Source organism: bacterium (assembly GCA_039961635.1).
Lineage (GTDB): Bacteria > 4484-113 > 4484-113 > JAGGVC01 > JAGGVC01 > JABRWB01.
The window spans coordinates 25,250-38,824 of the sequence record JABRWB010000055.1 but is presented as its reverse complement, the minus strand read 5'-3'; the positions used below and the strand labels follow the sequence as shown (position 1 = coordinate 38,824).

Below are 13,575 nucleotides of genomic sequence, written 5' to 3'. Positions count from 1 at the left end.
AACCGACCCTGCCCAGGCGGCGGCGCTGGCGGACGGCAGGCGCGCGCTGTTCGTTTCGCGGGAGGGAAAACGGCTTTCCGCGCGCCAGGTTCAAACCGCGCTAAAACAGCTTCGCGAGTTCGTCGGTATAGACATCGCGCTCACGCCGCACAAGCTGCGCCACGCGTTCGCCACGCACCTTTTGGAAGGCGGCGCCGACCTGCGCGTAATCCAACAGCTTCTCGGCCACAGCGATATTTCTACGAGCGAAATATATACGAAGGTGAGTCCGGCGCATCTGCGGAAGTCGTACGAGAAGGCGCATCCGCACGGCAAAACGAAAGAGCGAGCCGACGGTTGAGAAATTCCTGGGATTTTTCACATAAATCGCCTGCCCTGCGATGCGTTTTTCCTCATGTTATAATCCCGCCCGCGCGCGGCTTTGCGGCATCGTCGGGGGCCGCGTTTTCATTTCAAGCGATTGTTTTCGCCGAAAGGCGGAGGTTTTATGGACGCACTCAAATGGCCGAAGGACAAGCTTGAAGCGATGGCCCACACCATCCGGCGCGACGTCATCGTCGGCGTCTGGAAGGCGGCCAGCGGCCATCCAGGCGGGCCGCTCTCGGCCGCGGATTATCTAACTGCGCTTTGGTTTCATCATCTGCGCGTACGTCCCGATGAGCCCAAATGGGAGCGCCGCGACCGGTTCATCATGTCGAACGGCCATTGCAGCATGCTGAATTACGCGCTTCTCGCCCGCCGCGGATTTTTCCATCCGAGTTACCTGATGACGTTCCGCACGACGCAGAGCAAGCTTCAAGGCCACCCCAACGCGACCAAGCTTGACGGACTGGAAGTCAACACAGGCAGTCTGGGGCAGGGGCTTTCCGTCGGCGTCGGGATGGCGCACGGCGCGAAGCTGCACGGCTGGGACGATGTGCGCATCTTTGTCAACTGCGGCGACGGCGAACTTCAAGAGGGTCAGATCTGGGAAGCCATCATGTCCGCCGGGCACTACGGCCTGGACAACCTGTACGTTACGATAGATTACAACGACGCGCAGATAGACGGGCACGTCCGCGACGTTATGCGAATCGATCCTTTGGACAAAAAACTCGAGGCGTTCCATTTTGAAACGATTTGGGTTGACGGCCACAATATGGAAGAAATACTTCAGGCATGGGACGCCGCTCTGGCGTCCAAAAGCGGAAAACCCAAGGCGCTGATAATGAAAACCGTGATGATGAAGGGCTGCCCGACTTACGAGAACATCCCCGGATGGCACGGCCGCCCCCCCAAGCGCGACGAGGCCGCTCAAATGCTCAAAGAACTCGGTTTCGACGAAACGCCCGAAGAGGCGCTCGCATCCTACGGGGAGGTGAGGTTCAAGTGAGCAATGTCGCAACCGCAACCTCCACAAGCCTGGTCGGCGCGCCGATCGAGGCAATCTACAAGAAAGGCGAGGCCGTTCTCACACGAGAAGCTTACGGGCGCACGCTCGTGGAACTCGGCAAGGTCAACCCTCGCATCGTCGTCCTTGACGCAGACCTCGCGGAAAGCACACTGACAAAATACTTCCGCGACGATCCGGCGACGAAGCGCAGGTTTTTCGAGACGGGAATAGCCGAGCAGAATATGATGAACGTCGCGGCGGGGCTGTCGCTGATGGGTTTCATCCCATACTTATCCAGCTACGCACAGTTCCTCGCATCCCGTTCGCTCGACCAGCTTCGCAACACGGTTGATTACACCAACTGCAACGTCCGCGTCGCGGCCGCGCACGGCGGAATCTCCGTCGGCCAGGACGGCCCCTCGCACCAGTCCATGGAAGACCTTTCCAACACCTGCGCGCTGGTCAATATGACTGTCATCGTACCGTGCGACTATTACGAAACGATAAAGGTCGTGCGCTGGACGGCGGACTACGTCGGCCCGGTTTATTTCCGGATGGGGCGGGAGAAGGTGCCCATTACGACATCGCCGGAAGATCCTTGGGCGCACGGAAAAGCCAGCGTGATTCGCGAGGGCACGGACGGAACGATCATCGCCTGCGGATACATGGTGCACAAGGCCGAGCGCGCGGCCGACCTGCTTGCGGAGGAAGGCATCCATCCCCGCGTGCTTAACATGAGCACGCTCAAGCCGATTGACGAGGACGCGATACTCGCCGCCGCCGCCGAGACCGGCGCGATTACGACCGCCGAGGAGCACAACGTATGGGGCGGGCTGGGTAGCATCGTCGCCCGCACCGTCGTCCAGAGCGACCACCGCGTCCCGATGCGAATAGTGGGGATACCGAATATGTATTTGTCCAGCGGCCCGCCGGAGGATATGATCAAAATCGCCAATCTGACGCCGGAAAACATCGCCGCGAAGCACAAGGAAGCGGTGGGGGCGGCAAAGGTATAGCTGTAAGGGAGCGCGGGCATCCATGCCCGCGCGAATTACTAGGTAGAAGGTTCGAATACTAAGCATCTGGATCATTCCGTTTGGGGATTCGGTCCCAAGGCTGGTTACCTGTTACCCGGATTAGCCGAGGCGGTTGAAACGATGGCTGCAAAAATCGAACTTCTTTCCGTGATAGCCCTTGAGAAGGGGATATCCGCGCGCGGATTGAGAAAAGGCAGGCAAGGAACCATCGTGGAGTTCCTCAAGGACGGCCATTACGAAGTGGAGTTTTCGGACAGGCGGGGCCGGACGAAGGCCCTCGTTCCTCTTTCCGCCGAGGATTTCAGCGTTGTCTGGACGCCTTCCTGCAATTTCGTGCAGCGCCCCAAGCAGTCTGGTCCGGCCTCGAAGCGCGCCGCGGCCGTCCGCGCCCGGAGTGCGTCTGGCGTTGGAATCGCGGCATCGCAGTCCCGGCTTGAGTCTGCACCGAAGGGGAAGTAGACAGGCTGCAAGTACGGTCCCGGCATACCTTATCTTCTCGTCTGAACCCACATTATTTGTCAGGCATAAAGGCCATTGGTTCAACGAATCGGCCTCCTCGGCCTTCCCGCCGCCCCTTGACACCCCCCTTGTCCCGCGCTAAAATTCCCGTTCGCCTGTTTGGAGGTATGTATGTTCGCGGTGCTTGAGCTTTCGGGTAAGCAGTTCATGGTCGAGGAAGGCACGGTCGTGCGCACGTTCGCGCTGGACCACGAGCCCGGCCAGTCGTTCACCTGCGACAAGGTGCTGCTCGTCAAGAACGGCGGCGAGGCGAAGATCGGCAAGCCCTATGTGGACGGCGCGAAGGTCACTTTCGAGGTCCTGCGCCACGCGAAGGGCAAGAAGATAACCGTCTTCAAGTTCACGCCGAAGGAAAACTACAAGCGCACCCACGGCCACCGCGACCATCTTACATACATCAAGTGCACCGGTATCGAGGGTTAGGAGTCTAATATGGCGCATAAAAAGGGACTAGGAAGCTCGAAAAACGGACGCGATTCGCAGTCGCAGCGGCTCGGCGTCAAGCTTTACGCCGGCCAGAAGGCGGTCGCGGGCAACATCCTCGTTCGCCAGCGGGGAAGCGAAATCCACCCCGGACCGGGCGTGGGGATGGGCAAGGACTTCACGCTGTTCGCTCTGACCGACGGCAAGATCGGCTACCGCATCCACTGCGGAAAGCGCATCGCGTTCATAGACCAGGAATAGCGCGGCCGCGGCAATTGCATCGAATCAAACCGGCGGGCGGAAGCCCGCCATTTTTTTGCGCGAATCCGGGCGATGTGCCCCCGGCCATCCGCCGATTGCGTTTTGGGGCGGAGATGTGCTACAATTTGACCCGGCCGTCCTCCCGCATCCCCGGTAAAAGAAGGAGGACAAACAGATGGAATACAAGCCATCCAGCGGATGCCTTCCGCCGTTTCTGTTCGCATTCATCGTTTTCATTCTCGCTGTCGCGTTCTGCGCGCTTGCGCTTGCATCTTGCGGAAAAGGCGGCCGGCTGAGCGGCCCGGAGCGCCTGGATGCGTCCGCACCGGCGGCAACGTCCGAAGCTTCACTGAATGTTTCGCCTGCATTGCAGGTGCCGGTCGCGGCCGCACCCAAATCCGAGGACATCGACGCGATCGTCGCGCGCATCCGCGGGCTGCGCGCGCCGGAGGGTGCGAATCCCGCGACGTTCGACCGGCTCAAGAACGAGCTGGCGGATTCAATTCTGACGCTCGCCAGAGAGTTGAACCTTTCCAAGATAACTTCCGCCGCGCCTCCGGGCGACAGCGGCAGGGTGACCGACCTCGCGTACGATCCCGAAACGGGGATGCTCTCTTGGACTTACGTGAATACCGGCGACTACGACGCGAACGGCGAGGTGGGGGTGACCGACATCACGCCCATCGCGCTGCACTACCTGGCGGACATGTCCGACGGAGAGAACGACTTCATCGAGTCCTGGACGGACGGCGACAAGAACGGCGAAATTGGCGTGGGCGACATCACTCCGATTGCGTTGAATTACATGCACAGGGTGGAGTGGTATTACGTTTTAATTTCTCCGACGCCGGACGGCCCATGGGATGCGGTCGGCGTACTCCGTTTTCCCGATTTCAATTTCGATTCCGAATTCAAGATCCACTTTCCGCTTCCGGAGGGAACTACGGGATTCGCGGCGGTTTATCCGATGGACGAAGTCGGAAACCTTGGGGAATGGAGCGCTCCTCTGGAGATTCCCGTTCCCGAAAACCAGCCGCCGGTTCCGGTGCTTCGGGCGACGCCGAGCCAGGGGACGGCTCCTCTGTCGGTTGAACTGGATGCAAGCGAAAGCAGCGATCCCGACGGAATGATTGTCAAGTTCGAATGGGATCTGTATGGTACTGGGGAATTCGAGGTTATCGGCGACTCCACGTCATGGTACGCCGACGCGGTTTACACCGAAATCGGCGGAGTGCGGCCGGCCGTTCGCGTGACGGATGATCGCGGCGGCACCGCCGTCGCATCCGCGATGGTCGCGGTCAATCCGGCGGGCAACAAACCTCCGGTTGCGGACTTCGGTTGGTCGCCGCAATCACCTCCCGTGAAAGGAGATGTTACTTTCGACGCATCCGCAAGTTTCGATGCGGACGGTTCCATCGTTCTTTACCAGTGGGATTTCGACGGCGACAAAAAGATGGATTTGAACACGGCCGAGCCGATCGCGACGCATTACTACGACAAAAGCTCGGATAACTCCGAGGAAGTAACCTTGGTGGTCACCGACAACCGGGGAGCGCTGGCAATTAAGGAACGCTGGCTTGTGTTCAACAAGTTTCCGGTTGCGCGGTTCGATGTCAAATCCCGCGTACGGGTCGAGGAGGAAGTCGAATTCGACGCGTCCGACAGTTATGACGAGGACGGCTCGATCGAGCTTTACGAATGGGATTTTGACGGTGACGGAGTTTACGACGAAGGGCCGAACGCCTGGCCGACGGCAATCCATTCGTATTCAGAACCGGGCGAATATCCGTCCCGGCTGCGCGTGACCGACAACAAGGGCGCGCAGGCAGTATCTTACTCGCATGATATAATCGTTGCGTACAACCATTTGCCTTACATAAGTCTCAGTACAACGCTTGCGCGCGGCGAATCGCCTCTTTCGGTCAGCTTCGATTTGGCTGCCGGGGATTACGACGGAACCGTGGTCGCGGTCCAGTGGGACTGGGAGAACGACGGAATTTTCGATCTCGAGACCGGACCGGACATCGAGCTTGACCACGAATACATTCTTGAGGGAGATTTCGATACGCTTATCCGCGCCGTGGACAACGACGCGGCGTACACCGAAAGACTTGTCGGCATCGAAGTAGTGGACGAATGGACCAGATATGTCGTGGCGAGCACGGGCGACGTCGGCAAATACGCGTCGTCCTGCGTTCTTAACGGCGCTCCGGCGGTGGCATATGTGGATTCCACCGCGGGCAGGTTGAAATTTACAACTGCACTTAACAAGGACGGTACTTCCTGGCGCGTGCCTGCCGCAATCGACATGCCAGGGGACGCGTCCACGTTCACGTCCATCGGCATCGTAGCCGGCGTCGCGAGCGTTGCGTATTGCACGGCAACAAGCGGCCTGAAATTCGTCCAGGCGTTCAACTGGGATGCGACCATGTGGAGGTCGCCCGTTGCGATACCGAATACCGGCACTCACACGCAGGATGTTTCGATTGAGGAAGTCGCGGGAAATCCCGCGGCGGCTTATTTCGACGCGGTCGGGCGCGATCTGGTTTACGTTCGCGCGCTGGACGCCATTGGAAGCTCCTGGGGCGAGCCGATGAAGCTCGACACTCAATACACCGCGGGCGAGTATGCATCGATGAAAATCGTTGGCGGCAACCCGGCGATTGCATATTTCGGCTCGACCAACGCGCAGCCTCGTTACATCCGCGCAATGGATTCGACCGGAAGCGCATGGAATCCGCCGATAAACGTCTTTGATGATTGGTCTACCGGCGGGTACAGCTCCCATCTGGCGATTATTTCGGGGCGTCCGGCAATCGGTTACCTTGGGATGTTCGGAAACAATCGCTACATCCGCGCAGACGACGACCTGGGCGAAAGCTGGAACGGCTCGGGATTCGACGGCGGAGACGGATCGCTTGGAACCAACTATGGGTATACTTCGCTCTTGGACGTAGGCGGCGCGCCTTGGATGGCGCACTCGCAGATGCTTGGCGGCTACAACCTCACGCTTCTTCGCGCGCTGGATGCGGACGGCAGCGTATGGGACGAAAACCTGCTGCTTGCGGGCGGACAGGCCGAGGCGAAATACATAAGCATGATTTCGGTTGCCGGAGAACCGGGAATAGTGTATTACGAGGAATCCACCGGCGACCTGATTTACCTGGACTGGAACGGGTAGCGCGGCGGCTTGCGCATGCCGGATTTCGCCAGCCGCGCGTTGACACCGCGAGGCCGGACGGCCATAATCTCCGCCGCTTTGGGGCTTTTCGATCTTTTCAGGAAGCGCAGGAAGGAAGCGGCGGCGCCGGACGGCGCGGTATCCGCGCGGGCGTCGCTTGACGCGGCGCGCAGGCTGGCGGCGGAGAATCCCGGCGATGCGTCCGCGCTGACGAAGCTAGCGATAGAGCTAAAGAACGCCGCGGCGGATTTGTGTGAGCCGGGAGGCGGGGAGCAAGCTTCGGAATCGCATGAATCCGAACGCGCGGCGCTGCTTGCGGAGTCGCTGGAATGTTTCCGCAAGGTGGCCGAGCTTGTCCCGAACGACCCGCTTGCGCATTTCAACCTGGCGGTCGCGCTTGAGGAGTCCGGTGACATTGGGGGGGGCATAGCATCGTTGCGCCGGTGCGTCGAGCTCGATCCGGAGGACGCGCTGGCGTTCAACCATCTGGGGGCGGTTTATCTGCAGGCGGGCGATTTGGCTCGGGCCGAGGAATCGCTGCGCCGGGCGTGCGAGCTGAATCCCGAAAGCGCCGTCGCCGCGCACAACCTGGGCGTCGCGCTCAAAAAGCTGGGCCGCGGGCGGGACGCGGAGCATTACCTGAAGCGGGCGACCGAGCTGGACCCGTCGCTCACGCAGGCCGCGGCGGAGCTTGCCGAAATCCGCGAGCGGGCGGCCGCGGAGCCGGAATCGGGGCTGTTTATCAAAGGCCTCAACCGCACGAAGGTGAAGTTCCTAGAATGGTTCAAGCCTTTCACCGGGCGCGACATGGAAGCGGGGGGGGAGTTCTATGACGGGCTGTTCGAGCAGCTCGTTCTCGCGGACGTGTCGGGCGAGCTTGCATCCGAGCTTGTGGAATTCGTCAGGACGAAAGCAGCGGAGGAGGGAACGACGCGCGCATCGAGGGCGGTCGAAATCCTCAAGTCCAGACTCGTTTCGATACTGGAAGACACCGAGGCGATCGAGCCGTTTACGCCGGGACGCTTGAACGTCGTGATGCTCGTCGGGGTCAACGGCGTCGGCAAGACGACGGTGCTTGCAAAGATCGCGCGGCTTTTGAGGGAGAGGGGGCTGTCCGTGCTGATTGCCGCCGCGGACACGTTCCGCGCCGCGGCCGTTGACCAGCTTCGCATCTGGGCTGAGCGCACCGGAACGCCGATGGTTGCGGGACAGGCGGGTGCGGACCCCGCGGCGGTAGTGTTCGATGCTGCGAAGGCGGCGTCCGCGAGAAAAGTCGACGTGCTTTTGATAGACACCGCCGGGCGGCTTCAGACGAAGAAAAATCTGATGGCCGAGCTCCAGAAAATCGAACGCACTATCGCAAAAAACGCGCCCGACGCCAACGTGCATCATCTGCTTTGTATCGACGCGAACACCGGCCAGAACGCGGTGAGTCAGGTCGAGCTATTCAAGAGCGTGTGCCGGGTGCGGGGATTGATAATCAACAAGCTCGACGGCACGGCGCGGGGGGGGGCGATACTCGAAATCGTGCGCCGCCACAGGCTGCCGGTGCTGTTCATCGGCGTAGGCGAAAAGGTGACCGACCTGGCGGAATTCGACGCGCGGGAATTCGTGAAGGGCTGGTTCGCGGAGGGGGGGGAGTGAATAGTGAGTAGTAAATAGTGGTAGGGGCGCACTGCGTGCGCCCGGATAGAATTATAGGAGGGCGGGGGTAAACCCCGCCCGTACAGCATCATCTCGCAGGCGCGATTTGGGGCGCGAAAATGAGCGCGAACTTGCGCGCGAAATGGTGCGAAACCGCGGGCGCGACCGCGGCGCTTGTTGGCCCGCACTTTTCCGCACTTTACGCCGCCGCGGTAACTGTGCGCGATCAACGCATAATCAACGCCGCAAGTCGAAAACCGGGAGTGGGGAGCAGTACTTTGTGAGTAAGGGCGATCCGCCGCAAGGAAATTAGTTCCATAGGCACCGGCAAGCCGGTACACTCCCATATCCGCGCGCGCGCAGTGCGCCGCTACGAAAGCGGAACCTGCGACTCCCATTCGCGCACGGCGCCTGCCCAGTTCTGGAGCTGCGAATAATCCGCCACCCATGTCGTGTACATCACCGCGTAAATCCCGCTGTACGGCGCGGCCTGCGTCAGCCATTGCGTTATATAAAACGGCTCCGGCCCTTCGTCGTAGTAGCCGCAGAGAATCTGCCGGTTGCCCAGGCCGGAGAAAAACGATAGCGTGCCGGGGTCGTCCGCCTGGAAATACCAGTTGCCGATGTCCCAGTCGAACGGCAGGCCGTCCCAGCTTCCGGCGAGCGTGCCGTTCACGAGGTAGTAATCGTCTCGCGCGTTGTGATTTGGGTCGTACATGTCGCTCCACGTCATTAGCTTCCAGTCGGGATTGATCTCGTGCGCGATCGCGTCGATGCGGCCGGTGATGTCGGCGAGAAGCTCGCCCGGCGTCTTGCCGGTTGACTGGCAGGACTCGCACCAATTGGCGACGCGCATTTCGTCCACGCCGATGAATACGGAGGGGGGGGCGATGAGGTCGTATATGCTTTGGAGCGTGTCGTGGATGATCGTGTCCGTCTGCGGCTCGGTGAGGCAGACTGTGGGCTGCATGTCGTATACGAACGCGCAGTGGTAATAGCTGACTTTCAATTTTTGTCCGTTCGTGATTGCGCTTCCGTTTGGAATCGTGATGACGGGGCGGGCGTGGTATAGGTCGTACGTTCCGGGGTAACCGGCGGCGATTCCCATAAGCGGATCGGAAACGGGCTCGTAATCGACGCCTTCCGTGTAGGTAACCGTGCCCGATTCGTTCGTGACCTTGATAGGCGCGCCGGGACGGCGGATGAGGTTGATCAGCCCCGCGTTTTCGATCGTCACGTCGTCCAGCCAGAACGTGCCCGACTGGCCGCCCCATATTCCCATGTAAAGCTGCAGCGTGCTCGTGTCCTGGCTGTTCACGATTAGCGTGTACTGCTTCCACTCCTGGGTTGCGGCGACATCGAAATTCAAAAACGAAAGCGTTTTTGAAAAATCTTCGTTGAAGCAGAAAAAGTTGAAAGAGCGCGGTGCGACCGCGTCGGTCTTCAGCCAGAACCGGATCGCGTAGCAGTGCCACGGCGAAACGGGAATGGCCTGGCGGATTCGGTCGTTGCCGTTCGGATTGCCCGCGGTGAAATTCGTGAACCGCATAGAGGTTGAGCCGCCGTGGAACGTGGATGAATCGGCAAACGTGGACGTGCCGGCGCCGTCCATCTGCGTCCAGCCGGGGAAGGCGTCTCCGTTGTGATTTTCGAAATCGCCGTTTTGCAGCGATACATCCTGAACAACGTCGGCCGTGCCGCCTGTGACCTGGAAGAGAGCTTCTTTGACCGGCTGCCCTTCGATCAGATTGGGATTGTGGAACAAAAACGAATCGGAATAGCCGATCGGGACGAGCGAAGGGATGACTTCGATGCCCGCGGCGCGCGCGGCGTCCACGTAGCGCACCACGTTGTCGTAATAGCGCTGGTCGAGCGCGCCGTCCACGTCCATTATCCCGAACTTGTAATCCGCGAAAACGACGGAACTGTATCCGTATCCTGCTGCTTCTTGGGCCAGCGCGATGGCCTGTTCCACGTTTGCATCAACGTATAGATTTTTCATCTGGAAGTACCATAATTCCAGTTGCGAAGGGGGGGAAAGGTTAACTGCAAGCGGGAATTCGAACGTGTCGCTGCCGTACGAATTGGCGACAGTGAGCGAGCAGTCGTAGCTTCCGGCAACGCCCAGCGTAACCTGCGGCGATGCGAAAACGGAGGTATCTGGCGACGCTCCGCCGCCGAAGCTCCAGGAATAGGTATCCGGCACCGAGCCCGTGACGACCGCTCCGAATGTAACCAGATCTCCCGACATTCCAGAGAGCGGAGAGACCGATTCGATGACGGGCGGGCCTGGCGGAGGTGGGTTGACCTCGACGATGTTCGACGGCTCGCCGGGGATGTCCCCGGCGTCCACCGGCTGCACCCTCACGTATCGCAGCGCGCCTCCCGGAAGCGGCGCCGTGAATTTGACAGGCAGGGAGGCGGGCGCGGCCGGAAATCCGACGCGCCCGATTTCGCTCCACGGCCCGGAAGCGGACTCAGAGGTTAAAATCCGGTAAGCCGCGACGTTTACGAGAAAGTTGAGGGCGATTATCGTCACGTCCGAAATGCCGACTTCGCCGCTCTTGTCGCCGTCTATCCAGGATTCGATAGCGTCGTTGCCGGATCCGTCCGAAGCCGACGCGAGAAAATTGAGCGCGATAGGCGTGATATCGGACACGCTCACTTCTCCGTTCGAATCGTAGTCGCCCGGATTCGCGTACGACCAAGTAAGCATCTTATCCGGCTCCGGAGTGGAGGAAAGATCGTAAATCCTTGATGCAATTCCGGTTGGGGCGGATGATACGATTCTTCCCGCTTCCTTCAGGCTTTCCCTGGCCAAAAGTTTTGCCTTGAGCTCTTTTTTCAAACTCGAAAGGATGCCCGGATCCACGATTTCCGGCGGGGCGTAGTCCCGTATTTCGCGTACTATCGCGGCGACGCGCCCGCGTTCCCAAGGCGGAAGGGTTGCACGGCCCGAAAAGGCGGGCGCCGGAGACGAGGCCGCAGCCGGAGGCATCGCGGATGTGGGGCCGTTTGGCTCTGCCGCGTTGGTGCAGGCGAGCAGAAATGCCAGAAGCGCCGCCACCGCGCCGGCCGTCCGTGAAAGCGTGCAATGCAACTTCACGCGGTGCGCGAAGGGAAATGTCTTGCTTGAGGCGGCGTCCGAATCCATTTGCTTACTCCGTCTGTTTCACCTTGGTGAAGGTGATCCGCACGTTGTCAACGTAGTACTCGCGATCGTCCGCAGTTGTTCCCCATACTCCGATGGTTATGTAGGCCTTGCGGGACGCGCCCGTTTCGTACATAAAGTCGTAAGTGCGTTCCTTCCATGTGAACAACGCGAATCCGTCGTTGCCCGTATCGCCGGGAAAAGACAGAGCGGCCGCTGCCCGGGGTTGCTCTGCGGATACGCCGGTGATGACCTTCCACTTGTCCACGGCTCCCCCGTCTTTGGAGCAAAAAGAGTAGCGCACTTTGACGCTGTAGGTGGAGCTGCGATCAAGCGAGAAAACGCGCTCGATGAATATTTTGGCGGAGTCCGCGGGATTTGAAAGCGTCAGCTTGAGGGACTTTTCACCGTCGGATTTGTAGTTGAGCGATTCGTCAATCGACCAGGATGCGGGCGGGTCGCCAAGCTCTATGCCTATCGGCGCCCATCCTTCCAAGCCCGATTCGAACGAGTACGAGTGGTTGATTACATCGGGAAACGGAACAAAATTGACGCCGGATATGCCTAGGTCGCAGGATGATACGGCCAGAAGCGCGGCCGCGAAGCCGGCAAGAACCGCCTTCCCGGCGGGGATGGGCGCAAATTTCGGGTGCAAGATGCGCATCGCTTTTAATTCTACCAGATGCGGCGCATCCGAGCGATTTGTGGACAGTGCCCCGTGCCGCGGGATACAATCCGCACGTGGGCGCGGCCAGAGGTTACTTTTTTACACTGGAGGGCATCGAGGGGTGCGGCAAGTCCACCGCGGCCCGATACCTTCAGTCGCTTCTTGAAGTACGCGGCAGGCCGACGTTTTTAACCCGCGAGCCCGGCGGCACCGCTCTTGGGGAAATGCTGCGCGCCATAATCCTTTCTCCGCAATTATCGGGTGACGCGCTTTCCCCGGTCGAGCAGGTGTTTCTTTTCTGCGCGAGCCGCGCCAGGCTGGCCCGCGAAGTCGTACGCCCGCTTCTGGAGTCCGGGCGCGACGTGATTTGCGACCGGTACCTGGACAGCACCTTTGCATACCAAGGCGTCGGGGGTTCGATTTCCGACGAGCAGCTGAATGCGTTGAACCGTATTGCCACGCAAGGCGTAGTGCCCGATCTCACTCTGCTGCTGGATTTGCCCGTGGAAGCCGGGCTTTCGCGAAGGAGGATCGGCGGCGACATTAACTGGATTGACAAGCGTGAAATAGAATTCCACAGTGAAGTACGCGACAGGTTTCTTCGCTTGGCCGCTGCGGAGCCGGGGCGGATCAAAATCGTGGACAGCTCCGGCGACCAGGAGACCACGAGGGCCGGGATCCGCAGCATTTTGGACGAGTTCTTCGCCATAAATCAGGCCGGCGGGAGTGCGCGAACGTAATTTTCCAGGAGCGGAGATTGGTAAAAATCGAGGATGCAAAAGGACGTGCAAAGCCGGCGAGAGGCCGACAGCTGTTTCGCGCCGGTTCCAAGCTTTTTCACAAGGCGGATTCATATGCAACCGCGTCGCGCGCGCGCCCCTACGCAGGACTGGCAGACGGCGAACTCAAGGAACGAATTGACAGGCAGGGCAGAGAGCTTGTGGCTTCGTCCGGCGAAAGGACGTTGGAGGATTACCGTGAGTTAATCCGCGAGGCTCTCGAGCGGGCGGTCGGGCAAGGGCTGGAGTTAAGCAGGGAGTCATCGTATTCGGGCGATCCGAAAATGTTCGCGTCGATTACCGTCGTGAATTCCAAGCTGCTGGATCTGGCGGAAGAAGTGCGCAAAACGCAGGCTGAAACCATCCGATTGGCCAAGCTGGTCGAAGAGATAAAGGGACTTGTCGCAGACCTGCTCGGGTAGGCGGTTTTCCCCTAAAGTCATACGCAGGCTTGGGATTCGCGAATATCGGATATAATTGCCTGTTTCAAGGCGGCGGAAGCTGCGCCAGCGGCACCGGTTTCCGGCGCACCGTCCGGTAT

Annotated in this window: 12 protein-coding genes; 10 read left to right on the top strand and 2 right to left on the bottom strand. The window is 60.0% G+C overall.

The genetic code is table 11. The features are described from left to right. The 8 genes from HRF49_08730 to ftsY all read left to right on the top strand — a co-directional run. Positions 1-340, top strand: a 340-nt coding sequence (locus tag HRF49_08730; GenBank protein ID MEP0814732.1) for a tyrosine-type recombinase/integrase, incomplete at its 5' end; no start/stop codon positions are given. A 147-nt stretch (positions 341-487) separates the two neighbouring features. Further along, positions 488-1,372 (top strand): transketolase, encoded by an 885-nt coding sequence (locus HRF49_08725; protein MEP0814731.1) that lies wholly within the window; start codon positions 488-490, stop codon positions 1,370-1,372. Beyond that, positions 1,258-2,388, top strand: coding sequence for a transketolase family protein (locus HRF49_08720; GenBank protein ID MEP0814730.1), 1,131 nt, complete (start codon positions 1,258-1,260; stop codon positions 2,386-2,388). Before HRF49_08725 ends, HRF49_08720 begins: the two co-directional genes overlap by 115 nt. A gap of 141 nt (positions 2,389-2,529) precedes the next feature. Beyond that, the gene (locus tag HRF49_08715) at positions 2,530-2,868 is read left to right on the top strand and encodes a DUF4926 domain-containing protein (protein MEP0814729.1); all 339 of its coding nucleotides are present in this window, start codon (positions 2,530-2,532) and stop codon (positions 2,866-2,868) included. Between the two features lie 171 nt (positions 2,869-3,039). Then, positions 3,040-3,351: a 50S ribosomal protein L21 gene (gene rplU, locus HRF49_08710; protein ID MEP0814728.1), complete on the top strand. Its 312-nt coding sequence runs from the start codon at positions 3,040-3,042 to the stop codon at positions 3,349-3,351. A 9-nt stretch (positions 3,352-3,360) separates the two neighbouring features. After that, positions 3,361-3,612 carry a 50S ribosomal protein L27 gene (rpmA, locus tag HRF49_08705; GenBank protein ID MEP0814727.1) on the top strand — a complete coding sequence of 84 codons (252 nt, stop codon included), beginning with the start codon at positions 3,361-3,363 and terminating at the stop codon, positions 3,610-3,612. A gap of 175 nt (positions 3,613-3,787) precedes the next feature. Then, positions 3,788-6,793 carry a PKD domain-containing protein gene (locus tag HRF49_08700; GenBank protein MEP0814726.1) on the top strand — a complete coding sequence of 1,002 codons (3,006 nt, stop codon included), beginning with the start codon at positions 3,788-3,790 and terminating at the stop codon, positions 6,791-6,793. A 15-nt stretch (positions 6,794-6,808) separates the two neighbouring features. Further along, positions 6,809-8,437: a signal recognition particle-docking protein FtsY gene (ftsY, locus tag HRF49_08695; protein MEP0814725.1), complete on the top strand. Its 1,629-nt coding sequence runs from the start codon at positions 6,809-6,811 to the stop codon at positions 8,435-8,437. 370 nt (positions 8,438-8,807) lie between these two features. On the opposite strand, the gene HRF49_08690 is transcribed toward ftsY, so the two are convergent. Together HRF49_08690 and HRF49_08685 are read right to left on the bottom strand one after the other, a co-directional pair. Further along, positions 8,808-11,591 (bottom strand): carbohydrate binding domain-containing protein, encoded by a 2,784-nt coding sequence (locus HRF49_08690; GenBank protein MEP0814724.1) that lies wholly within the window; start codon positions 11,589-11,591, stop codon positions 8,808-8,810. Positions 11,592-11,595: 4 nt separating this feature from the next. After that, entirely contained in the window at positions 11,596-12,243 is a 648-nt protein-coding gene (locus HRF49_08685; GenBank protein ID MEP0814723.1) for a hypothetical protein, read from the bottom strand. Positions 12,244-12,299: 56 nt separating this feature from the next. Between HRF49_08685 and tmk the strand changes: the two genes are divergently transcribed. After that, positions 12,300-12,995, top strand: a complete 696-nt coding sequence (gene tmk, locus HRF49_08680; GenBank protein MEP0814722.1) for a dTMP kinase — start codon at positions 12,300-12,302, stop codon at positions 12,993-12,995. A 17-nt stretch (positions 12,996-13,012) separates the two neighbouring features. Beyond that, positions 13,013-13,456, top strand: coding sequence for a YaaR family protein (locus tag HRF49_08675; GenBank protein MEP0814721.1), 444 nt, complete (start codon positions 13,013-13,015; stop codon positions 13,454-13,456). Positions 13,457-13,575: the final 119 nt, after the last annotated feature.